Origin of the sequence: Cellulomonas pasadenensis, assembly GCF_047229365.1 — a bacterium.
Taxonomy (GTDB): domain Bacteria; phylum Actinomycetota; class Actinomycetes; order Actinomycetales; family Cellulomonadaceae; genus Cellulomonas.
Genome location: NZ_JBFTEP010000024.1, coordinates 15626 through 36843, shown reverse-complemented (window position 1 = coordinate 36843; position 21218 = coordinate 15626). Strand labels below are relative to the sequence as shown.

The following is a 21218-nucleotide window of genomic DNA, read 5'->3' as shown; positions in this document are numbered from 1 at the left end:
GCGGTGCCCTCCGCGCCGTCGTCGGCCGCCGCGCCGCCCGCGCCCTCGCCGCCCGCGGCCGCGCCGTCGCCCTCGTCCGGCGCCGGCCGGCCCGTGTAGAAGGCGATGGTGCGCGCACCGGCCCGCCGGGCGGCGTCCGCGTCCTCGCCGTCGCCGACGGCCGCAGCGGCCCACCCGGTCGCGGCGGACGTGATGAACGCCTGTCCCTCCGGGCCCACGGACCAGGCCTCGGCCTCGGCGGGGTCGACCGACGCACCGCTCTCCAGGTGCAGCGCGAGGCCCCACAGCGCGAGGTCCCAGCCGACGCCGACGGCGCCCGGGCCGAACTGCTCCCAGAACGCCGGGTCGACGTGCGCCTCGTGCAGCAGGCGCAGCTCGGTGCCGCCGTCGGCGGGCGCCAGGTGCACCTCGACCCAGCCGATCTCGCCGCCGTACTCCCACGTGACGGCGAGCCGGTCGGGCCGCTCGCACGCCTCGACGGTGCCGCCGGCGTTGCCCTCGAGCTGGTACCGGCCGCCCACGCGCAGGTCGCCGCTGACCGGCATGAACCACCGCGGCAGCCGCTCGGCGCTCGTGACGGCGTCCCAGACGTCGTCGACGTCCGCGCGGTACACGCGTCGCGCCTCGGCGACCTTGGTGGGCCGCCCGTCCCGCTCGCCGGTGCGCACCACGCGCGTGACCAGCCCGACCTGCTCCAGTGCGTCGATCGTCATGACCCGTCCTCTCGTATAAGTGACGTCTTATACGCTACTCCCGCCGTGGCGCCGGTGTCGAGGGGTCGACGACGTCCGTCCCGTGCGGGACGCTGACGGTCGTGCGACCCACCCCGTGCCTCGCGACGACGCGCCCCGCATGACGACCCGGACGCGTGGCACGTGATCGCGCTCCTCGACCTCGACCGGACGCTCGTCGACCGCGACGCCGGCTTCGCCGTGTGGGCCCGGGCGTTCGCCGAGGAGTGGGGCCTGACGGACGAGGACGTCGCGTGGCTGCACGCCGAGGACCGCGTGCACCGGCAGCGCGGGCCCTTCTTCGACGCCGTGCACGCACGCCTCCCGCACACGGGGGCGCCGGCCGACCGCTGGCGCGCCTACCGGTCGCTGATGCCGCGGGTGTCGCCGGCGTTCCCGGGCGTCGTGGACGCCCTCGGCGACCTCCGCTCCGAGGGCTGGCGCCTCGTCGTCGTCACGAACGGGCGGACGCAGACCCAGGTCCGCAAGCTCCGCCGCACGGGCGTCGCCGACGTCGTGCACGCCTGGTACGTCTCGGAGCAGGTGGGTGCGCGCAAGCCGGAGGGGGCGATCTTCGCCGCGGCGCTCGCCGGTGCCGGCGCCGCGGCGGCGCAGGAGGCGTGGATGGTGGGCGACGACCCCGTCGCGGACGTGGGCGGCGGTCGCGCCGCCGGGCTGCGGACCGCCTGGGTCGCCCACGGCCGGGTGTGGCCGGCACCCGACGAGCCACCGGACCTGGTCGCACCCACGCCGCGGGACGCCCTCGCCGCGCTCGCGGCACTGCCCCGCTGACAGGCTCCGGACCCGCGCGCGGGTCAGCGCCCGGACGCCTCGTCCGCGAAGGCCGTCCCGCGCGCCGCCAGGCCCTCGCGCAGGAGCCGCACGGCCTTCGGGCCGACGCCGTGCAGCGCGAGCAGGTCGGCGGCACGCACCGCGGTGAGCTGGTCCCACCGCGTGAGCCCCGCGAGCGCGAGGGCGCGGGTGGCCGTGCGGCCGATCGCGGGCGGGTACTGCGTGGGCACGGGTGGGTCGTCGGGCACGGCGTCCTCCGTCGTCGTCTCGGTGCGGGCGAGTCTGCCCGTCGGCACCGACGCGCGGCCGGACGTCGGCGTTGGCGCTGGTCACGCACGTGCACCAGGCTGGGCGCCGACGGGGCCGGTCCGCCGGCCGGGCGCGAGCACGGGAGCGGTCATGGCGCGGTCGACGGCGAAGAAGGTGGGCATCCTCACGGCGGGCGGCGACAGCCCCGGCCTGAACGCGGCGATCCGCGGGTTCGGCAAGACCGCGATCGGCCACTACGGCATGGAGCTCCTCGGCTTCCGCGACGGCGTCACGGGGCTGGTCGAGAACCGGTACGTCGAGCTCGACGGCGCCGCGCTGTCCGGCATCCTCACGGTCGGCGGGACGGTGCTCGGCACGAGCCGCGACAAGGTGCACCGGTTCCCGGTCGAGGGCGGCGGCACGCAGGACATGGTCCCGACCGTCGTCGAGAACTACCGGGCGCTCGGGCTCGACGCGCTCATCATGCTGGGCGGCGGCGGGACGGCGAAGAACGCGATGCGCCTCGTCGACGCCGGCCTCAACGTCGTCCACCTGCCGAAGACGATCGACAACGACATCGCCGAGACCGACACGACTTTCGGCTTCGCGACGGCCACCGAGATCGCCACGGACGCGGTCGACCGGGTGCACTCGACGGCGCACAGCCACCACCGCATCATCCTCACCGAGATCATGGGGCACCGGGCCGGCTGGCTGACGCTCGCCGCCGGCATCGCGGGCGGCGCGGACGTCATCCTCATCCCCGAGATCCCGTACACGGTGGACTCCGTGGCGGCGACCATCAGGGCGCGCACGGCCCGCGGCTCGTCGTTCTCGGTCGTCGCGGTCGCGGAGGGCGCGCGGGACGTCGACGACACGGCGGACTACCAGGCGGCGCAGCTGCTGGTGAAGGCGGCGAAGACGCCCGAGGCGCAGCGCGCGGCGCGCACGCACCTGGCCAACGTCGAGGACCAGCAGCGCGAGCACACGTTCCGGCTCGCGCGGGAGCTCGAGGCCGCGACCGGGCTGGAGTCGCGCGTGACGATCCTCGGGTACGTGCAGCGCGGCGGGACCCCGTGCGCGGCGGACCGCCTGCTCGCGACCCGGCTCGGGGCGGCCGCGGCGGACCACGTCGCGCGCGGCGAGTTCGGCGTGATGATCGCGGCACGCGGCGAGGGCACGGCCGCGGTGCCGCTCGGCGACGTCGCCGGCAAGGGCAAGCTCGTCCCGCCGGACCACGCGTGGCTCACGGCGGCGCGCCAGGTCGGCACCGGGCTGGGCGACTGAGCGTGCCGACGACCGACGGGACGTCGTCGGACGCGGCCGAGGACGCCCCGCACCTCGGCGGGTGACCTCGCACCGACCGCGCGGCGGCCCGCGCGAGGGTCGGTGGGTGACCCGCCCGCGTCCGGGTGATGACACGCCTTGACCGCGGTGGGGGCGGGTGGATTACTGGACGCGCGCCCGGGCGGCACCCCGAGGCAACGGCGCCTCCCCCGCCCGGTACCCGCACCCCTGGGGGGTCCGATGAACCGAGCACGAGTGAGTTCCGCGCGCCTGCGCGCGGTGGTCGTCCTCGCGGCCGCCGCGCTCCTGGCACCGGCCGCCACCGCGACCGCCGCCGGCGACGATCCCGAGGCCGAGGCCGCCCTCGCGGAACGCCTGGAACCGCAGCCTGACGGCGTCCGGAGCGTCGGCGGCCGGTGACGGCCTGCGGTCGCGCCGCGGCCCCGCCGCGGGGCAGGGTGGACCTCGTGACCAGCACCGACACGTCCGCGCGCGCCTGGGTCGAGCACGCGATCTGGTGGCACGTGTACCCGCTCGGCGCGGTGGGCGCCCCGATCCGCACGCCGGACACCGCCCCCGAGCCGCACCGGCTGCGCCGGCTGCTCCCCTGGCTCGACCACGTCCTCGCGCTCGGCGCCAACGGCCTGCTGCTGGGCCCGGTGTTCGCGTCGTCGACGCACGGCTACGACACGACCGACCACTTCCGCGTCGACCCGCGCCTCGGCACGGAGGACGACCTCGACGCCCTGCTGGCCGCCGGCCGCGAGCGCGGGATCCGGGTCCTGCTGGACGGCGTCTTCCACCACGTCGGCGCGGAGCACCCGCTGGTCGCGCAGGTGCTCGCCGAGGGCCGCGACGGGCCGCGCGCGTCGTGGCTGGCCGTCGACTGGGACGCGCCCGACGGGCCGCGCACGGCGGACTTCGAGGGGCACCGCGCGCTCGTGAGGCTCAACCACGACGAGCCGGCGGTCGCGGACCTCGTCGCGGAGGTCATGACGCACTGGCTGGACCGCGGGGTCGACGGCTGGCGGCTCGACGCGGCGTACGCGGTGCCGCCGGCGTTCTGGGCGCGCGTGCTGCCGCGGGTGCGCGAGCGGCACCCCGGCGCGTGGGTGGTCGGCGAGGTCATCCACAGCGACTACGCCGCGATCGTGCGGGAGTCCGGGATGGACTCCGTGACGCAGTACCCGCTGTGGAAGGCCATGTGGAGCAGCCTGCGCGACCGCAACTTCTTCGAGCTCGACTGGGCGCTGCAGCGGCACACCGAGCTGCTCGACGCGTTGCTGCCGCAGACGTTCGTCGGCAACCACGACGTCACGCGCATCGCCACGCAGGTCGGCGCCGACGCCGCCGTGCTGGCGCTCGTCGTGCTCCTGACCGTCGGCGGCGTGCCGTCGGTCTACTACGGCGACGAGGTCGGCGCGACGGGCCTGAAGGAGGACCGCGAGGGCGGCGACGACGCGGTCCGACCCACGCTCCCGGACTCCCCGCCGGACCCGTCCGCGCCCGGGCAGGACGTGCTCCACGCGCACCAGGCGCTGATCGCGCTGCGCCGGCAGCACCCGTGGCTCGTCACGGCGCGGACGACCGCGGACGAGCTGACGAACGAGCGCTACCGGTACACGGCGACGTCGGCGGACGGTGCCCACCGGCTGCGGGTGGAGCTCGACGTGAGCGGCCGGCCGCGGGCGGTGGTGCGGGACGGCGACGCGGTGGTGTGGGCGTTCGGCTGACGCTGCGGCACCTGGTCGACAGTTAGTGAACGGTGATTTACTAACGCCGTGATCCGCCCGCGCTCCGTCTCCGACGACGACCTGCTCGCGCGCATCGACGCCGGTCTCTCGCAGCGCGCCGACCCGACGCCGTGGAGCCTGCAGGACGCCGCGGTGCACGCGGGCATGAGCCCCGCCGGGCTCGTCAAGCGGTTCGGGTCCAAGGAGGGGCTGCTCCTCGCGCTCGCCCGGCGGTGGGTGGCCCTCGTGCCCACCGACCGCACGAGCGACGACGACCCCGCCGACGAGCTGCGCCGCTACGTCCGCGCGAGCTTCGACGCACCGTCGTCGCCCGCGGCCGTCGTCGCGCTCGGCGAGCTGATGCGCGACCTCTGGTCGCCCGCGTCGGCCGAGCTGCTGCGCCAGGGCTGGGCCCGGCAGGCCGCGTACGTCGAGACCCTCCTCCGCCACGTGCCGCTCGCCGCCCACGTCGACGCGCACGCCGCCGCGCTCACGGTCCTCGACGCCCTGCACGGCGCCCTCTACCGCCGCGCCGTCGACCTCGAGCCCACCCCGCCCGACCGCATCCTCGACACCCTGCTGGAGGCATGGACATGACCGCGGACCGCGCCTGGACCGGCTGCGTCTTCATCGGCGTCAGCCTGGACGGCTACATCGCGAAGCCGGACGGCGACCTCGCCTGGCTCACCGACCCCGCCCCGCGCGACCACGTCGTCGGCACCGCCGACCGGCCCGCGCTCGAGTGGGAGACGTTCTACCCGACCGTGGACGCGCTCGTGATGGGCCGCGCCACCTACGACACCGCGCTCGGCTTCGACACCTGGCCCTACACGGGCAAGGACGTGATCGTCCTGAGCACCACGGCCGAGCCCGACGAGCGGGTCCGGCTCGCGCGGTCCCTCGACGACGTGCGCGCGCAGCTCGACGCCCTCGGCGCGCGCCGCGTGTACGTCGACGGCGGGCGCACGATCCAGTCCTTCCTCGCCGCCGGGCTCGTCGACGAGATCACGGTCGCCGTCGCACCGGTCCTGCTCGGCCGCGGCCACCGGCTCTTCGGCGACCTCGACCGGGACGTGCTGCTGACCCTGCGCGGCACGCACGCGACCGCGGACGACGGGCTCGTGCGGATGACGTACGCGGTGACGCGGGCCTGACGCGGGCGCCGGGGCGGCGCACCGCCCGACGTGCGTCACGACAGCCGGCGCAGCCCCGTCGGTCCCGGGTCCGGGACCGGTGCGGGCGTCGGGGTGCCGCCCGGCCACGGCGGCATCGGGAACGGGGACGACGGACGCGGGTCGGGGTCGTTGCAGGACGCCGTCGCGTCGCTCGGGTCCGCCGTGCACGTGTCGGGACCGTCGCCGCCCTCGAGGCGGTCGTTGCCCTCGACGCCGTCGACGCCGCGCAGCGTGTCCGCACCGCCGTCGCCGCGCAGCAGGTCGGCGCCGGGCCCGCCGACGAGCGTGTCGGACCGGTGCCCGCCCGCCAGCACGTCGTCGCCGCGCCCGCCGTGCACCTCCTCGACGTCGGGCACGGTGTCCCACGGCGCCGGCACGCCGACCGCGTCGCCCTCCCCCGGGGCGCCGTCGCCGGCCAGGCCGTCGAGCGTCACGGTGATCCCGCCGGTGCGCGCGCCGTAGTCGGCGGCGTCGTACCCGGGCCCGCCGACGAGCTGGTGCGGGCCGTCCGGCAGCGCGCCGGTGACGAACCGGTCGTCGCCCTGCCCGCCCTCGGAGCGTCCGCCACCCGGGCCGCCGTCGAGCACGTCGCCGCCCCAGCCGCCCTGCAGCAGGTCGTGGCCGTCGCCGCCGACCAGCGTGTCGTCGCCCTCGCCGCCGATCAGCACGTCGTCGCCGCCGAGGCCCCGCACCCGGTCGTCACCGGCACCGGCGCACACGACGTCCGGGCCGGGCGTGCCGACGAGGTCGTCGGGACCCGCCGTGCCACGGACCGTGCAGGCGCGCCCCGGGGCGGTGTCGTAGGCGATGTGGTCCCACGTGGACGTGCCCTCGTAGGTCTCGAACCCCAGCGCGACCGTGCCGGCGCCGCGTCCCGACAGGGTCCGGTCCAGCACGGTGCGGCCGTCGACCGTGAGCCGCAGGCGCTGTCCGCGGGCCTCGAGCCGGTAGCGGTGCCAGCGCCGGGTGTCGAGCGGGACGGCCTGACGGTCGACGTACGGGTGGAGCAGGCACACCTCGCCGGCGGCGAAGCCGATCTGCACGAGGTCCGTGGTGTCCCCGACCCAGAGCAGCGTCGGCGGGACGCCGGCGGGGTCGTCGAGGCACCCCCGCGTCGTCCCGGCGCCGAGGCGCATGCGGAAGTCGACGTCCCAGCCCGTCACACGACCCGCCGAGCCGGTCCACTCCGCGGGCGCCGCGTGCTCGCGCCGGTCGCGGCGTCGTTCAGCCGCCGGCCGCGTCCAGCACCGGGACCAGCTGCTCCTCCTCGTACGCCAGGTGGCGCCCGAGCTCCTCGACGAGCCGGTCGACCTCCCGCAGCACGGCGTCACCGTCGGACCCGTCGGCGCGGACGGCCGCCCGCAGCTCGTCGAGCAGGGCCGCGATCACCGCGTGCTCGGCGCGGAGGCGGTCGAGCACCGGGGCGAGCGCCGGGCCGTGCGCGGCGTCCCGCGCCAGCATCGGGAACATCCCCGCGTCCTCGCCGTGGTGGTGCTGGTGCAGCCCCGCGCACACCGTCAGGCACGCGACGCGCAGCTGCGCGCCGGGTGCCGGGCCGCCCCGCGCCACCTCGTCCCGGATCAGCGCGAGCTCGCGCCGGAACGTGTCGTGCAGGAGCACGAGCGCCTGCCCCCACGGCACACCCGGCGGCGGGCCGCCGCGGGCGCGGGGCAGGGCGACGACGACGACGGTGCGCGCCTCGTCCTCGTCCGCCGCCGCACCGGCCTCCACGAGACGCCCGAGCAGCCCGTCGCGCGCGTCGTCCCCGAGCACCTCCGCGCGGGTCTCGAACGCGAACGGCCCGTCCTCGACGGTCACGACCGGGTCGGCGACGACGTCGCGGAACCACGCCGGGCGCGTCGCACTCGCGTCCGACGACGTGGGCGCCGGGGCGACGACGAGCACCCGGTCGCCGTCGGGCAGGTACGTGAGCGGGGTGGTGCGTGCGCCCTCGGGGCCGCGCGTCGTCAGCAGCAGGAGCCGGCGGCGCTCGTACCCGCCGACGCGGCCGGCGTGCGCGCGGAACTCCGCGACGACGCGCTCCTCGTCGACGTGCGTCATGACGCGCCTCCGCCGGCGTGGCGACGCGGCGTCGGCCGGTAGACCAGCTCCTGCGTGCGGCCGTCGAGCAGGCGGCTCTCCAGCAGCTCGAGGTCGAGGTCGCCCGCACCGGCGAGGACCGGGGCCGTCCCGCTGCGGCCGGTGACGACCGGGAAGATCGTCACCTGCAGCCGGTCGACCAGCCCGGCGGCCAGCAGCACCCCGTTCAGCGACAGGCTGCCGTGCGAGCGCAGCGGCACGTCGGACTCCTCCTTCAGGCGCCGGACGACGTCGACCCCGTCGCCCCGCGCGACGGTCGCGTCCGGCCAGTCGAGGGGGTCCTCGAGGGTGGCGGAGACGACCGTCGTCGGGTGCGCGCGCATCGCCGTGACCCACGGGTCGCGCACCTCGGAGTCCTCCGTGCTGCCCGCGAGCATCGTCACGAACTCCCGGAACGTGGTGGCGCCGAGGACCATCCGCTGCTGCCCGCCGTACAGGGCGAGGCGGTGCTCGAGCAGCTCCGGCCCCTGCTTGCCCCATTACCCGCCCCAGTCGCCGGGCGCGTCGTAGGACCCGTAGCCGTCGAGGCTGGCGAAGACGTCGAACGTGTAGGTGGCGGTCATGGTGGCTCCCTGCCCGGTTCCGTGGTCGTCCGTGCAGACCCCGGACGGCGCCCGGACTCATCGGCGTCGGCCGGGCGTCGGTGGTCGCCCCTACCGTGGCCCCGTGATCAGGACCGTCGCCGTCGAGGGGTACCGCTCCCTGCACGACCTCGTGCTCGAGCTCGGCGCGCTCACCGTGGTGACCGGCGGGAACGGCTCGGGCAAGTCGTCGCTGTACCGGTCGCTGCGGCTGCTGCACGCGTGCAGCACGGGCGCGCTGGCGGGGACGCTCGCGCAGGAGGGCGGGCTGGCCTCCGCCCTGTGGGCGGGGCAGCGGCGGCGCGGGCCCGTGCGGCTGCGGCTCGGCGTCCAGCACGGGCCCGGCCACGTGCGCGGGCGCCTCGCGGACGACGACGTGGCGTTCGGGTACGCCCTCGAGGTCGGGCTGCCGCAGCTCGGCACGGGGTCGCCGTTCGTGCGGGACCCCGAGGTGAAGGCGGAGACGGTGTGGGTCGGCGACGCGCCGCGGCCGCGGGACGTCGTCGCGGAGCGCCGCGGGCCGTCCGTGCGGGCGCGCGACGCCGACGACGCCTGGGTGCAGGTGCCGCGCGACCCGGACCCGACCGAGAGCCTGCTCACCGAGCTGGTCGACCCGCTGCTGGCGCCGCAGGTGCTGCTCGTGCGCGAGCGGCTGCGCGCGTGGCGGTTCTACGACCACGTCCGCACGGACGCGGACGCACCGGCTCGCCGTGGGTCGGTGCTCACGCGGACGCCGGTGCTCGCGGCGGACGGGCGCGACCTGGCGGCCGCCGTCGCCACCATCCGGCACCTCGGCGGCGGCGACGAGCTCGCCGAGGTGGTCGACCGCGCGTTCCCGGGCTCCGTGCTGGGCGTGGGCGGCACGGACGAGCACGCGACGGTGACGATGACGCAGGACGGGCTGCTGCGACCGCTGTCGGCCGCCGAGCTGTCCGACGGGACCCTGCGCTTCCTGCTGTGGGCGGCGGCCCTGCTGACGCCGCGGCCGCCCGCGCTCATGGTCGTCAACGAGCCGGAGACGAGCCTGCACCCGGACCTGCTGCCCGCCCTCGCGCACCTGCTCGCCGCGGCGGCGCGGCGCACGCAGGTGGTCGTGGTCAGCCACGCCCCGGCGCTGGTCGACGCGCTCGTCGCCGACCCGGACGTCCCCGCCGACACGCGGCGGGTCGCGCTCGAGAAGCAGCTCGGCGAGACCGTGGTCGCCGGGCGCGAGGGACCGCTCGACGTGCCGGCGTGGCACTGGCCGGGGCGGTGAGGCGGTGCCGGACCTGGACCTGAGCGGGTACGCGCTCGTCGCGGCCGAGGAGTTCGACGCCGACCGCCTCGACCGCGACCGGTGGTGGCCGTACTACACGCCGCACTGGTCGTCGCGCGCCGCGACGGCGGCCCGGTACGACGTCGGCGGCGGGCGGCTGCGGCTGCGCGTCGACGCGGGCACCGCGCCGTGGGCACCCGAGTGGGACGGCGACGTGCGCGTGTCGCACCTGCAGACCGGGCAGGTGTCGGGGCCCGTGGGGTCGGCGCGCGGGCAGCACCGGTTCCGCGACGGGCTCGTCGTGCGGGAGGAGCAGCCGGAGCACCGCGGGTGGCTCGTGCGCGACGGCGTGCTCGAGGTGCGCATGACCGCTGTCCGGCACCCGGCGGCGATGGTCGCGTTCTGGCCGGTCGGGGTCGAGGACCGTCCGGACGACTGCGGCGAGATCTGCGTCGCCGAGGTGTTCGGCAGCGAGATGGACGCGACCGGCGGGCTCGTCGGCGTGGGCGTGAAGCCGCAGCGCGACCCCCGCCTCACGGAGGACTTCGTCAAGGTGCGCGTCGAGGGCGACCTCATGGCGCCGCACGACTACGCGGTGCAGTGGGAGGACGACGCGCTGCGCTTCCACGTCGACGGGCGGCTCGTGCACACGGTCCGGCAGCGCCTCGACTACCCGGTGCAGCTCATGCTCGACGTCTACGAGCTGCCGGTGCCGGGCGTCCCGCGCGACACCGCCGCCCTCCCGCACGTCGCCGAGGTGCACCACGTGCGGCACTGGCGGCGGCGTGACCGGCTCTGACGCGGGCCGTCCGACCGACCGTCAGACCAGCGCGACGACCAGCTTCACCGCGATCGCCACCATCACGAGCGCGATGACGCCGTCCAGGACGCGCCACGCGCCCGGCCGCGCGAACAACGGGCGGAGCGCGGCGGCGCCGAACCCGAGGCCCGTGAACCAGAGGATGCTCGCCGTCGCCGCGCCGAGGGCGAACCACCACCGGCCGTCGCCGTGGCCGGCGGCGACCGACCCGAGCAGCACGACCGTGTCGAGGTAGACGTGCGGGTTGAGCCAGGTGAGGGCGAGCGTCGTCGCGACGGCCGCGCCCGTGCTCAGGCCGGACCCGCCGGCGTCCGCGACGAGCGCGTCGCCCGGGCGCAGCGCCCGCCGCGCCGCGACCGCCCCGTAGCCGAGCAGCACGAGCGCGCCGAGCACGGTGACGACGACCGTCACGGTCCGGCTCGCGGCGATGACCGCGCCGACCCCCGCGGTGCCGACGGCGATGAGGACGACGTCCGACAGCGCGCAGATCGCCACGACCAGGCCGACGTGCTCCCGCCGCAGCCCCTGCCGCAGCACGTGCGCGTTCTGCGCCCCGATCGCCACGATCAGCGCCAGCCCGAACCCACCGCCCGCGAGCGCCGCCGTCCATCCCATGCCGCGACCGTACGCACCGATCGACATGCGCTCCAGCGACAGTTCCTCACGCACCGTTAGCGTGGCTTCATGCCCGACTGGGACCTCGGCCAGCTCCGCGCCCTCGCCGCCGCGGCGGACCTCGGCACGCTCGACGCCGCGGCACGCGCGCTGCACGTCACACCGTCCGCGGTCAGCCAGCGCATCAAGGCGCTCGAGCAGCAGACCGGCGCCGTGCTGCTGCGCCGCGAGCGGCCCGTGCGGCCGACCGTCGCCGGCGAGCCGCTCGTCCGGCTCGCGCGCCAGCTCGACGCGCTCACCGCCGACGCGACCCGCCACCTCGCCGACCGGCCCGTGCCGCACGTCGCCCTCGCGGTCAACGGCGACTCGCTCACCACGTGGCTGCTGCCGGCGCTCGCGCCGCTGGCCGACCGGGTGGCCGTGCAGCTCGTCCGCGAGGACCAGGACCGGTCGGCGGCGCTGCTGCGCGACGGGTCGGTCATGGCGGCCGTCACGGCCGAGGCGGTCGCCGTGCAGGGGTGCGGCGTCGAGGCGCTCGGGGTGATGCGCTACCGCCCGTACGCGACGCCGGCGTTCCGCGACCGGTGGTTCGCCGGCGGCGCGACGGCCGCCGCGCTGACCGTCGCCCCCGTCGTCGTCTTCGACGCCGCCGACCGGCTCCAGGACCGCTGGCTCGAGCGCCGTGGCGCCGACCCCCTCGCGCCGCCCCGGCACCTCGTGCCCGCGTCGGCGGACTTCGCGACCGCGGTCCGGCTGGGGTTCGGGTGGGGCATGCTGCCCGACCAGCAGAGCGCCGACGACGTCGCGGCGGGGCGGCTGGTGCCGCTCGACGCACGCGCGCACGTGGACGTGCCGCTGTTCTGGCAGCAGTGGTCGCTGCGGACGCGGGCGCTCGACGAGGTGGCGGAGCACGTGCGGCGCGCGGCGCGCGCGGCGCTGCGCTGAGGCTCGCGGGCGGCCGTGGCCGCGGTCAGCCGGCGGTGGTCGGCGCGCCCGCCGCCCGGTCGACCGCGGGGTCCCAGTAGTCGTCGTCGTCCGCCGGGTCGTGGTGCGGCACGGCCGGGCGTGCGGCGGCCGGCACGTCGTCGACGTCCTGGGGGGCGTCGTCGGCGGCGTCCGGGTCCTCGACCACGACGACGAGCGTGACGTCGTCCCCGAGCTCGACGCCCTCCGCCCGGCGCGGCGCGGCCTTGAGCGGGACCCGGAAGCCGCCGTCCTTCGGGAAGATCGACGTGGTGAACGTCGTGGCGCCCAGCGTCACGGTCGCGGGGATGCAGCCCCAGCCGTACGTCACGCGCGACGCCACCGCGCGCAGCCGCTCCGCCTCGGGCTCGGGGAGCGCGACGAAGTGGAAGGGCGCCGGCCCGCGCCACCAGATGACCTCACCGCCGAACCGCAGCTCCACCCGGCGAGCATGGCACCGCCCACCGACGGCGGGAAACACCGTGCTGGGCCCCCGCGGCGCGGTTAGCGTCGGCGCGGTGCACGACGACGAGCTGCCCCTCACCGAGGCGCTGGTGCGCGCGCTCGTCGCCGACCAGCACCCCCGCTGGCAGGACCTGCCCGTGCGCGCTGCCGCACCGCGGCACCGACCACGCGATGTTCCGCCTCGGCGACGACCTCGCGGTGCGGCTGCCGCGCGTCCCCGGGGCGCGTGCGGCGCCCGACCGCGAGCGCGCATGGACCGCCCGCCTCGCGGGGGTGGTGGGCGTGGAGGCGCCCGTGCCGGTGGCGCAGGGCGAGCCCGGGCACGGTTTCCCGTGGCGGTGGTCGGTGGTGCGATGGGTGCACGGGTCGACGCCGACCGTGCCGGACGCCGACCTCGCGCGCGACGTCGCCGCCGTGGTCCTGCGGCTGCGCACCCTCGACCTGCCGGGGCCGCGCAGCACCCGCCGCGCGCAGCCGCTGGCCGACCTCACCGCGGGCGTGACGGCCGACGCCCGCGCCGTGGCCGACGAGGTCGACGTGGGCCGCGTGCTGCGCGCGTGGGACGCGTCGGTGGCCGCGGACCCGTGGGACGGCGTGGGCGTGTGGCTGCACGGCGACGTCGCGCCGGGCAACCTCGTCGTCCGCGGCGGGCGGCTCGTCGGCGTCCTGGACTGGGGCGGCGCGAGCCTCGGCGACCCCGCCGGCGACGTCGGCCTCGCGTGGAACTTCCTCGACGCCCCGTCGCGCGCGGCCTTCCGGGCGGCGCTCGGCGACGACGACGCCACGTGGCTGCGCGCCCGCGGCTGGGCGCTGCGCCAGGCGCTGCTGCAGCTGCCCTACTACCGGACGCGGTACGTGCCGCTCGCCGACCACGCGCGGCAGACGATCCGGGCGGTGCTCGAGGACGCCGGCCGGCTCGACCGCTGAGGTCCCGCGGCGGCCGACGCGGGACGCCGTCGCGAAACCATTCGTGCCGTCGAAACGCACGGGGTTTATCGATAGATTCCGTCGCGACCCGCGGGCGCGCCGACGCCCGTACGCCGGCCCGGCAGCGCCGTCGGGCCCGTGCTGGAGGGAGCGACCGTGCGACACCCCACCCCGACCCGAGGCCGACGGATCCTGCTGGCCGCCGCAGCCGCCGCGCTGGCCCTCGCGGGCGTGGCGGCACCCGCGTCCGCGCTGTCCGGCGGCCCCGTGACCGCGGCCGCCACCGCGGGCTGCCACCGCCCCGCCGGTCTCGCGACCGGCGAGCACACCATCACGAGCGGCGGCCGCGCCCGCACGTTCCGCCTCGACGTCCCCGCGGGCTACGACCCGAGCCGGCCGTACCGCCTCGTCGTGGCGTCGCACTGGTGGCACGGCACGTCGTCCGACGTCGTCAACCAGGGCTTCTACGGGCTGAAGCCGCTCGCCGGCACCAGCACCGTGTTCGTCGCGCCGCAGGGCGTCGACAACGCGTGGCCCAACACGAACGGCCAGGACGTCGCGTTCGTCGACGACGTGCTGCGCGCCGTCGAGTCCGCGCTGTGCATCGACACGACGCAGCGGTTCGCGACCGGGTTCAGCTACGGCGGCGGCCTGAGCAACGCGCTCGCCTGCGCGCGCGCCGACGTCTTCCGCGCCGTGGCCGTGCTGAACGGCGCCCAGCTCTCCGGGTGCGCGGGCGGCACGCAGCCCATCGCGTACCTCGGCTCGCACGGCGTCGTCGACGACGTCCTGAACATCTCCCAGGGCCGGGCGCTGCGCGACCGCGCGCTGCGCACCAACGGCTGCCAGGCGCAGAACGCGCCCGAGCCCGCCGCCGGCAGCGGCACCCACGTGCGCACCGCGTACACGTGCCGCGACGGCTACCCCGTCGTCTGGATCGCCTCCGACAGCGGCCACCAGTGGGACGCCCGCGACCGCGGCCAGCAGCAGTCGTGGGTGCCCGGCGAGGTGTGGCGGTTCTTCACGTCCCTGCCGTCGACCACGACGAGCCCGACGCCGACACCCACCGCCACGTCGACGCCGACCCCGACCCCCACCGCCACGCCCACGGTCACGCCGGCGCCCGGCCCCACCACGCCGCCGCCCGCCGGCGCGTGCACGGCCACCTACCGCACGGTCAACTCCTGGCCGGGCGGGTTCCAGGGCGAGGTCACCGTCCGCGCCGGCTCCCCCGCGACGTCGTGGAGCGTGGCGTGGACCCCGGCGGGTGAGCGCGTCGACCAGGTGTGGAACGGCACGCTGACGACCCAGGGCGGGTCGGTCGTCGTCCGCAGCACCGCCTGGAACGGCCGGCTCGCCGCCGGCGGCACCGCGACGTTCGGGCTCCTGGGCAGCGGCACGCCGCCGACCCCGACCCTCACCTGCACCAGCTCCTGAGGTCGGCCGGCCGCCGCCGACCTCGTCACCCCGGCACCCACCTCGTCACCCCTCCGTGACGAGGTCGGGGCAGGGGTGACGAGGTCGGCGTGGCGTCGGGCGGGTGCGTGTCACGGACCGGCGGCCGGCCGCCGGGCCTGTCGCCGGCCCGTGCCCGGCCGGTAGCGTCCGGACGGTCGACCCCCTCACCGCCGGGAGCACCCGTGAGCGTCGCGTTCCTCGTCACCACCCTCGTCGTCGTCGCGACGCCCGGCACCGGTGCGCTGTTCACCATCGCCGCCGGCCTCGCGCGCGGCGCCCGCGGCAGCCTGGTCGCCGCGCTCGGCTGCACGCTCGGCGTCGTGCCGCACATGGCCGCCGCCATCACCGGGCTGGCGGCCCTGCTGCACGCGTCGGCGGTGGCGTTCCAGACCCTCAAGTACCTCGGTGTCGCGTACCTGCTGTACGTGGCGTGGCAGACGTGGCGCGACCGCACTCCGCTGCACGTCGAGCAGGACGCCGCGCCGCGGGCCGCCCGGCAGGTGGTCCGCGACGCCGTGCTGCTCAACGTGCTCAACCCCAAGCTGACGATCTTCTTCTTCGCGTTCCTGCCGCAGTTCGTGCCGGCCGGCACGCCCGGTGCGGCGGGACGCATGGCGGTGCTGAGCCTCGCGTTCATGGCGGTGACGTTCGTGGTCTTCGCGCTGTACGGGCTCGGGGCGTCGGCGGTGCGCACGTACGTCGTGCAGCGGCCGCGCGTCGTCACGGCGCTGCGCCGGGGCTTCGCGGGTGCGTACGTCGTGCTCGCCGGACGGCTGGCGCTGCAGACCCGCTGACGGGCCACCTCCGACGTCCCGGACGTCGTGCTGCGCCACGACCAGCTCGCGCTCACGGCCGGCGCGGTGACGCGGCTGGTGCCCGTGCCGGGCGTCGCCGCCGCAGCGATCAGCATGAGACACGTCGAGGAGGCCGTCGCGATCCACGGCGTCGCGCGACGAGCCCGGCCGCGAGGTCGCGGGTCGTCGCCGAGGTGGCGGGTTCCAGCCCGCGACCTCGCCGCATCACCGCGACGTCGTGGGCGCTCGCGGTGATGGACGACCGCGGACCGTCGCCGTGCCGGTCCTACCGGTCGCGGGACGGTGACGACCGGGTCGGCTCGAGCAGCCGCTCCATCGTGAGGTACCCACGCGTGCCGAGGTACCGGTCGGGGCGCAGGATTGCACCGCTCCCCCGCACCCGGAGGACGACGGTCTCCCCCTCGTGGACGTCGACCCCGTACTCGGGGCTGCGCGTCCAGTCGATGTGCGCGCGCACGACGTGCACCCCCGGCGGCGTCGGCAGGACGACCTCGCCGCCGGGACGCAGCCGACCCACCCGATAGCCGTTCACGGACACGCCGTAGGAGCGGAGCCGGTCGGCCCAGCCGCCGGGCGCTCGCCGGAAGACGATGCTGCCCCACCGGCCGTCACCGCTCGTCGCCATGGAGCGCTCCTCCTCCCGGGACGGCATCTCTCGAGGTCCAGGATGCTGTGACGGGCGCACCGCCACGAGGGCCGGCCCGGAGGCGGCGGGAACCGTCGTCCCTGCGGGCGTACGCACGCCGTTCGCACAGCGTGCGTACGCCCGCGAGAAGACGTCCGGTTCCCCGGCGACACGCGGGTCGACGCGCCGCCGCCGCGGCCGGGGCCGGGACCGCGCCGCACGGTCAGCGCGTCAGCGCCGACAGCACGTCCTCGGCGCGCGCGTCCTGACCCGTGCGGCGGAGGAGGGCGACGAGGTCGTCGGCCGCCTGGGCGCGCGTGCGGCGGTCGCGTGCGTGGCCGAAGCCCTCGACGGCCGCCGTGAGGTGGGTGACGGCGTCCTCGGCGCGCCCGCGGGCGTCGTGCAGGCGCCCCGCCAGCCAGGACGCGTGCGCGGCGTCGCCCGCTGCGCCGACCGCGGCGTACGCCTGCGCGGCGCGCACCGCCCGTTCGGCTGCCTCGTCGGTCCGGTCGTCGCCGCCGAGCGTCGCGAGCGCCCGGGCCGCCGCGTCGTCGAGGTCCGCGAGGGCGTGCTGCCGCTCGTCCGCGCGCCGCTGCGCGAGCGCCGCCCCCTCGGGGCCCGACGGCGGGTCGTCGCCGTCCGTCTCGAGCACCGGCCGGACGGCGTCCGCGGCCTCCAGGTACGCCGGGAGCTGCCCCGTCGCGGCGGCCGCCGGCGCCCACGCGACGAGCACCGGGACGACCTCGACCGGATCGGCCGCGCCGGCGCGCAGGCGCGCGACGGCGTGCGCGTACAGGCCGGTGGCGGTGTCGTCGTCGCCGAGCAGCTGTGCGCAGCGGGCCGCCTCCGCGGCGGCGTAGCCGGCGTCGACGAGCAGGCCCGCGGCCTCCGCCTCGGCCGACGCCGCGACGTACGCCTGCGCGGCCTCCTCCGTGCGGCCCTCGCCGACCAGCCGCTCGGCGCGGTCGAGCAGCGACTCTCCGGAGGTGGCGTCGCCGGGTGCGGCGTCGGTGGGCACGGCGTCGGGCACGGCGCGGGCGGACGCGCCGGCGCCGGCCGTCGTCGTCGGCCCCGCACCGGGCACCGCGACGACGTCCAGGTCGAGCGGCTCGTCCAGCGGCCGCGTCGCGCGCGCCTCCGCGAGCTCCGTCGTCATCGCCGTCGTGCCGTTGCGCAGGTCGAAGGCGGCGGCCAGCGGCTCCGCCTCGCCGACCGCCCACGCGTGCAGCTCCGCGAGCGTCGTCGCCGGCGCCCGCGTCAGCCGGACGGCCTGCCCGGCGTGCTCCGGGAGCAGCGCGGCGGTCGCCGCGACGACGCCCAGCAGCGCGTCCAGCCGCTCGCGGGGCGTCTCGCCCTCGACGAGCAGGCGCTCGTCCTGCTCGATCGCGCGGACCGTGCGCGTCACCGCACCGGCCCGCCCGAGCAGCACGAGCCGCCGCGCCCGCGCACCCGCCATCGCGCCGGTGGCGTCGGCGAGCGCCGCGACGGCCCGGCGGTGCGTCCGCACGGCGGCGTCCCGCTGCCCGAGGTCGAGCTGCGCGAGCGCCAGGTGCGACAGCATGTCGGCGGGCTCCGTCGCGCACGTGGCGCCGGTGGCCAGCGTCTCCTCGACGAGCCTGACGCCCTCCGCGAGGCGTCCGGTGCGGAACAGGTGGGACGCGCGGTCGCCCGGGTCGCACACCTCGCACTGCGAGTAGTCGTCGCGCGGCGTGGCCACCCACGCGCGGTACGCCTCCTCGACGTCGGCGGACCCGCGCCGCGACGCCCACGCGAACCGCGCGTACGCGACGGCGTCCCGACCGAGCCCCGCGAGCGCGTACCGGCGCTCCATGTCGTCGAGCGTCGCGTCGATCTGGGCCGCCGGCACGGTCGGGAAGTCGCCGAGGTGCCCGACCATCCACTTGAACGACCAGAACATCGCGTACCGGTCCGCCTCGTCGACGAGCTCCGGGCGCTCGTCGTACCAGCGGACGAGCTGCGTGAACGGCAGGTAGGACCGCTCGACCTCGCCGCCCCACACCATCGACTCCACGAGCACGCACAACGCGTACGCGCGCGCCGCGTCCGGTCCCTCGGCCTCGACGAGGCGGACCTGCCGCTCGGCGGCCTGCGTGCGCGCGAGCCCGTACGGCATGTCGCGGATGCGGGACAGCTCGCGGTTCGCCTCGTCCAGGCTGCGGGTCACCGCTCCTCCTCGTCGTCGGTCGGGCCGGTGGTCGCCGTGCTGTCGTCGGGCGTGCCCAGCCCCGCGTCGAGGAGGACCGTCATCGCCGCGGTCATCGTCGCCGCGTCGTGCGCGCGCAGCGGCTCGCCCGCCAGCAGCACGGCCGTCACGTACATCGAGCGCAGGCCCGCCGCGACGACGTCCGGCCGGCCGGTGCCCGCGAGCAGGCGCCGCACGGTCGGGTTCGTGTCGTTGAGGACGAGCCGCCGCGCGGCCGGCGCCGCGTCGCCCGTGAGCCCGGCGAGCACGCCGCCCCACAGGTCGTCGGCGGCACCGACGGTGCGGGCGACGTCGCGCCGGTGCTCGTCGTCGCGGTCCTGCAGCAGCACGGCCGGCAGGTCGGCGGGCGCGAAGCGGCGGACGACGACCTCGCAGTCGAGGTCGCGCAGGGCGGCGGACGCGGCGGCCAGGGCGTCGAGCAGCGCGAGCTCGCGCTCCGGCTCGACCTGGTCCAGGACCTGCGCCACGTCGGCGGCGCGCAGCGGGCGGACGTCCCAGCCGCGGCGTCCCGCGAGCCGGCCGAGCAGGTCGGCGTCGTACACGTAGCCCGCGTTGACGACCAGGAGCCCCTGCGCGCGGGCGACGGGCGCGACGCGGCGGTACTCCTCGACGCTCGTCGTGTGCACGACCGTCCCCGCCTGCGCGGCGACCTCCGTCAGCGTGAGCGGGCCGTCGGTCGTCTCGAACGGCAGCACCTGCGTCGCCAGGTCGAGCATCTCGTCGTCGACCAGCGCGAGCGACCGGATCGCGAGGTGGTGCGTCGCGACGAGCCCGCGGGCGAGCGCCGACCCGGACCGCAGCGTGGCCAGCGTCCAGTCGCGGACCTGCGCCGCGAGGGAGTCGCGCGCCACGAGCAGCGCCTCGTCGTCGTAGAGCTGCTCGCGCGACGCGGTGGGCCGCAGCCCGTCGGCGTCGACGACGCACCGCACCCAGAACGCCCAGTCGGGCAGCAGCCCCGTGACGCGGTCGCCGAGCAGCATGCGCTTGAGGTGGACGCGGTGGGTGCCGCCCCCGCCGGGCGGCACGGCCGCCGGCAGCACGAACGCGACCCCGGTGAGGCCCACGAGCGGGACCTCCAGGTCGAGGTGCGTGAGCGGCGTGAACCCGAGCGTCCGCTCGCAGTACCGCGCGAGCGCCTGCGCGCGGGCCGCGTCGTCGGGGTACGACGCCCGCCACGGCGGCGCCGGCTCGGTCACGCGGCGCCACGCGCGCCCCTCGGCACCGACCGGCACCTCGACGGCCACGTCCAGCGGCAGCAGCGCGCCGAACTCCTGCGCGAGCGTCGCCACCGTCGCCGGCTCGAGCCAGTGGTCCATGTCCTGCCGGGGCGCGAGGCGCACCGTGGATCCCACCGGGTCGTCCGCCGCGCGCGGCAGCACCGTCAGGTCGTACGTGCCGTCGGCGTGCCCGACCCAGCGCACGCCCGGCGCGTCCCGGTGCACCGCCGAGCGCGACTCCAGCTCGATGCGGTCGGCCACCATGAACGCCGAGAGCAGCCCGATGCCGAACTGCCCGAGGAACTCGGCGCGCCCCACGCCCAGCTCGAGGTCCCGCTTCGAGCTGCGCCCCACCGTCGCGAGCAGCTCGCGCGCCTCGTCCGGCGTCAGCCCGACGCCCGTGTCGACGACCTCCAGGCCGCCCCCGTCCAGGGCCCGGAACCGCACGCTCCCGGCTGCGCCGGGCTCGTGGGCACGCCGGGCCGTGACCGCGTCGACGGCGTTCTGCAGCAGCTCGCGCACGTACACGCGCGGGCCGGAGTACAGGTGGCGGGCGAGCAGGTCGACGACGCCGCGCAGATCGACCTGGAACGCCTGCGCGGTGTCGCCGCCCGTCGCGGGGGCGGCGGCCGTCATCAGTCCTTCTTCTCGAGCTCCGCGCGCGCCGCGGCCGCGATCTCCGGGTACGCCTCGTCGAGGTGCTCGAAGAGGGCCAGCCCCGTGCTGATGGAGCAAGCCAGGTGCGTGTCCAGCTGGTCGTCCGTCAGGCCGTGCTGGTAGTCGACCGTGTGCTCGGCGTACACGCCGACGTGGGCGTCCTCGGCCCGCACGTAGCCCTTGGGCCACAGCCGCTCGGCGTTCCACTCGTTGACCAGCCGCGTCACGGCGTCGAGCTCCGACACCGGCACCGGCCGGTTCCAGCGGCCGCGCACCTGCAGGTACTCACGGTTCTCGCCGAGGCGGAAGAAGTAGAACAGGTGCCCGTCCCAGTACCCGCCGATGTCGCCGTCGTCGTCGACGCCGTACCGCATCTCGCGCCGCTCGAGCGTCTCCGTGATGCGCTCCTGCGTCAGCGGGGCCAGCGGCGTCGGCGCGTCGGGGATGTCGGTGGGCTTGGTGAAGAAGGCCATGGGTCCTCGTCGGTCGGCTGGGCAGGGCGGCGGGCGCCGGGGCGCACCGCCGCGAC

Annotated in this window: 22 protein-coding genes; 11 read left to right on the top strand and 11 right to left on the bottom strand. The window is 77.0% G+C overall.

Going from position 1 to position 21218, the window contains the following annotated elements:
* A partial coding sequence (locus AB6N23_RS05590) for an SRPBCC family protein (protein ID WP_412865107.1) occupies positions 1–713 on the bottom strand: 713 nt, incomplete at its 3' end.
* Between the two features lie 162 nt (positions 714–875).
* On the opposite strand from AB6N23_RS05590, the gene AB6N23_RS05585 reads away from it, so the two are divergent.
* On the top strand, positions 876–1523 hold the full coding sequence (locus AB6N23_RS05585) for an HAD family hydrolase (protein ID WP_412865106.1): 648 nt from the start codon (positions 876–878) through the stop codon (positions 1521–1523).
* Between the two features lie 23 nt (positions 1524–1546).
* On the opposite strand, the gene AB6N23_RS05580 is transcribed toward AB6N23_RS05585, so the two are convergent.
* Positions 1547–1771: a helix-hairpin-helix domain-containing protein gene (locus AB6N23_RS05580; RefSeq protein ID WP_412865105.1), complete on the bottom strand. Its 225-nt coding sequence runs from the start codon at positions 1769–1771 to the stop codon at positions 1547–1549.
* Positions 1772–1922: 151 nt separating this feature from the next.
* On the opposite strand from AB6N23_RS05580, the gene AB6N23_RS05575 reads away from it, so the two are divergent.
* The 4 genes from AB6N23_RS05575 (at position 1923) to AB6N23_RS05560 (ending at position 5946) form a co-directional block, all read left to right on the top strand.
* Positions 1923–3059, top strand: a complete 1137-nt coding sequence (locus AB6N23_RS05575; RefSeq protein ID WP_412865104.1) for a 6-phosphofructokinase — start codon at positions 1923–1925, stop codon at positions 3057–3059.
* A 467-nt stretch (positions 3060–3526) separates the two neighbouring features.
* Positions 3527–4792 carry an alpha-amylase family glycosyl hydrolase gene (locus AB6N23_RS05570; RefSeq protein WP_412865103.1) on the top strand — a complete coding sequence of 422 codons (1266 nt, stop codon included), beginning with the start codon at positions 3527–3529 and terminating at the stop codon, positions 4790–4792.
* Between the two features lie 48 nt (positions 4793–4840).
* Entirely contained in the window at positions 4841–5389 is a 549-nt protein-coding gene (locus AB6N23_RS05565; protein ID WP_412865102.1) for a TetR/AcrR family transcriptional regulator, read from the top strand.
* Positions 5380–5946 (top strand): dihydrofolate reductase family protein, encoded by a 567-nt coding sequence (locus AB6N23_RS05560; protein ID WP_412865101.1) that lies wholly within the window; start codon positions 5380–5382, stop codon positions 5944–5946. The genes AB6N23_RS05565 and AB6N23_RS05560 overlap by 10 nt, the downstream gene beginning before the upstream one ends.
* A 35-nt stretch (positions 5947–5981) precedes the next feature.
* Here the strand turns inward: AB6N23_RS05560 and AB6N23_RS05555 are convergent, their stop codons facing one another.
* The 3 genes from AB6N23_RS05555 to AB6N23_RS05545 all read right to left on the bottom strand — a co-directional run bounded on the left by AB6N23_RS05555 (position 5982) and on the right by AB6N23_RS05545 (position 8483).
* Positions 5982–7130, bottom strand: a complete 1149-nt coding sequence (locus AB6N23_RS05555) for a hypothetical protein (protein WP_412865100.1) — start codon at positions 7128–7130, stop codon at positions 5982–5984.
* A gap of 61 nt (positions 7131–7191) precedes the next feature.
* Positions 7192–8028, bottom strand: a complete 837-nt coding sequence (locus tag AB6N23_RS05550) for a nitroreductase/quinone reductase family protein (RefSeq protein ID WP_412865099.1) — start codon at positions 8026–8028, stop codon at positions 7192–7194.
* On the bottom strand, positions 8025–8483 hold the full coding sequence (locus AB6N23_RS05545) for a dihydrofolate reductase family protein (protein WP_412865098.1): 459 nt from the start codon (positions 8481–8483) through the stop codon (positions 8025–8027). The genes AB6N23_RS05550 and AB6N23_RS05545 overlap by 4 nt, the downstream gene beginning before the upstream one ends.
* Positions 8484–8733: 250 nt before the next feature.
* Between AB6N23_RS05545 and AB6N23_RS05540 the strand changes: the two genes are divergently transcribed.
* The gene (locus tag AB6N23_RS05540) at positions 8734–9903 is read left to right on the top strand and encodes an AAA family ATPase (RefSeq protein ID WP_412865097.1); all 1170 of its coding nucleotides are present in this window, start codon (positions 8734–8736) and stop codon (positions 9901–9903) included.
* A 4-nt stretch (positions 9904–9907) separates the two neighbouring features.
* A complete protein-coding gene (locus AB6N23_RS05535; RefSeq protein WP_412865096.1) occupies positions 9908–10702 on the top strand; it encodes a glycoside hydrolase family 16 protein in 795 nt (264 codons plus the stop codon).
* Positions 10703–10723: 21 nt separating this feature from the next.
* Here AB6N23_RS05535 and AB6N23_RS05530 read toward each other — a convergent pair whose 3' ends face one another.
* Positions 10724–11338 (bottom strand): LysE/ArgO family amino acid transporter, encoded by a 615-nt coding sequence (locus AB6N23_RS05530; protein ID WP_412865095.1) that lies wholly within the window; start codon positions 11336–11338, stop codon positions 10724–10726.
* Between the two features lie 69 nt (positions 11339–11407).
* Here AB6N23_RS05530 and AB6N23_RS05525 point away from each other — a divergent pair, with 69 nt between their 5' ends.
* Complete coding sequence (locus AB6N23_RS05525) at positions 11408–12283, top strand: ArgP/LysG family DNA-binding transcriptional regulator (RefSeq protein WP_412865094.1); 876 nt, start codon at positions 11408–11410, stop codon at positions 12281–12283.
* 25 nt (positions 12284–12308) lie between these two features.
* On the opposite strand, the gene AB6N23_RS05520 is transcribed toward AB6N23_RS05525, so the two are convergent.
* The gene (locus tag AB6N23_RS05520; RefSeq protein ID WP_412865093.1) at positions 12309–12743 is read right to left on the bottom strand and encodes a DUF1905 domain-containing protein; all 435 of its coding nucleotides are present in this window, start codon (positions 12741–12743) and stop codon (positions 12309–12311) included.
* Positions 12744–12910: 167 nt separating this feature from the next.
* Between AB6N23_RS05520 and AB6N23_RS05515 the strand changes: the two genes are divergently transcribed.
* The 3 genes from AB6N23_RS05515 (at position 12911) to AB6N23_RS05505 (ending at position 15945) form a co-directional block, all read left to right on the top strand.
* On the top strand, positions 12911–13693 hold the full coding sequence (locus AB6N23_RS05515; RefSeq protein WP_412865108.1) for an aminoglycoside phosphotransferase family protein: 783 nt from the start codon (positions 12911–12913) through the stop codon (positions 13691–13693).
* Positions 13694–13849: 156 nt separating this feature from the next.
* On the top strand, positions 13850–15130 hold the full coding sequence (locus AB6N23_RS05510) for a CE1 family esterase (protein ID WP_412865092.1): 1281 nt from the start codon (positions 13850–13852) through the stop codon (positions 15128–15130).
* A 203-nt stretch (positions 15131–15333) separates the two neighbouring features.
* Positions 15334–15945 (top strand): LysE family translocator, encoded by a 612-nt coding sequence (locus AB6N23_RS05505; RefSeq protein ID WP_412865091.1) that lies wholly within the window; start codon positions 15334–15336, stop codon positions 15943–15945.
* Positions 15946–16231: 286 nt separating this feature from the next.
* On the opposite strand, the gene AB6N23_RS05500 is transcribed toward AB6N23_RS05505, so the two are convergent.
* The 4 genes from AB6N23_RS05500 to AB6N23_RS05485 form a co-directional block, all read right to left on the bottom strand.
* A complete protein-coding gene (locus AB6N23_RS05500; RefSeq protein WP_412865090.1) occupies positions 16232–16591 on the bottom strand; it encodes a hypothetical protein in 360 nt (119 codons plus the stop codon).
* A 223-nt stretch (positions 16592–16814) separates the two neighbouring features.
* Positions 16815–18776: a hypothetical protein gene (locus tag AB6N23_RS05495; RefSeq protein ID WP_412865089.1), complete on the bottom strand. Its 1962-nt coding sequence runs from the start codon at positions 18774–18776 to the stop codon at positions 16815–16817.
* Positions 18773–20668: an HSP90 family protein gene (locus tag AB6N23_RS05490; protein WP_412865088.1), complete on the bottom strand. Its 1896-nt coding sequence runs from the start codon at positions 20666–20668 to the stop codon at positions 18773–18775. The genes AB6N23_RS05495 and AB6N23_RS05490 overlap by 4 nt, the downstream gene beginning before the upstream one ends.
* Positions 20668–21162, bottom strand: a complete 495-nt coding sequence (locus AB6N23_RS05485) for a type III secretion system chaperone family protein (protein ID WP_412865087.1) — start codon at positions 21160–21162, stop codon at positions 20668–20670. Before AB6N23_RS05485 ends, AB6N23_RS05490 begins: the two co-directional genes overlap by 1 nt.
* Between the last annotated feature and the right edge of the window lie 56 nt (positions 21163–21218).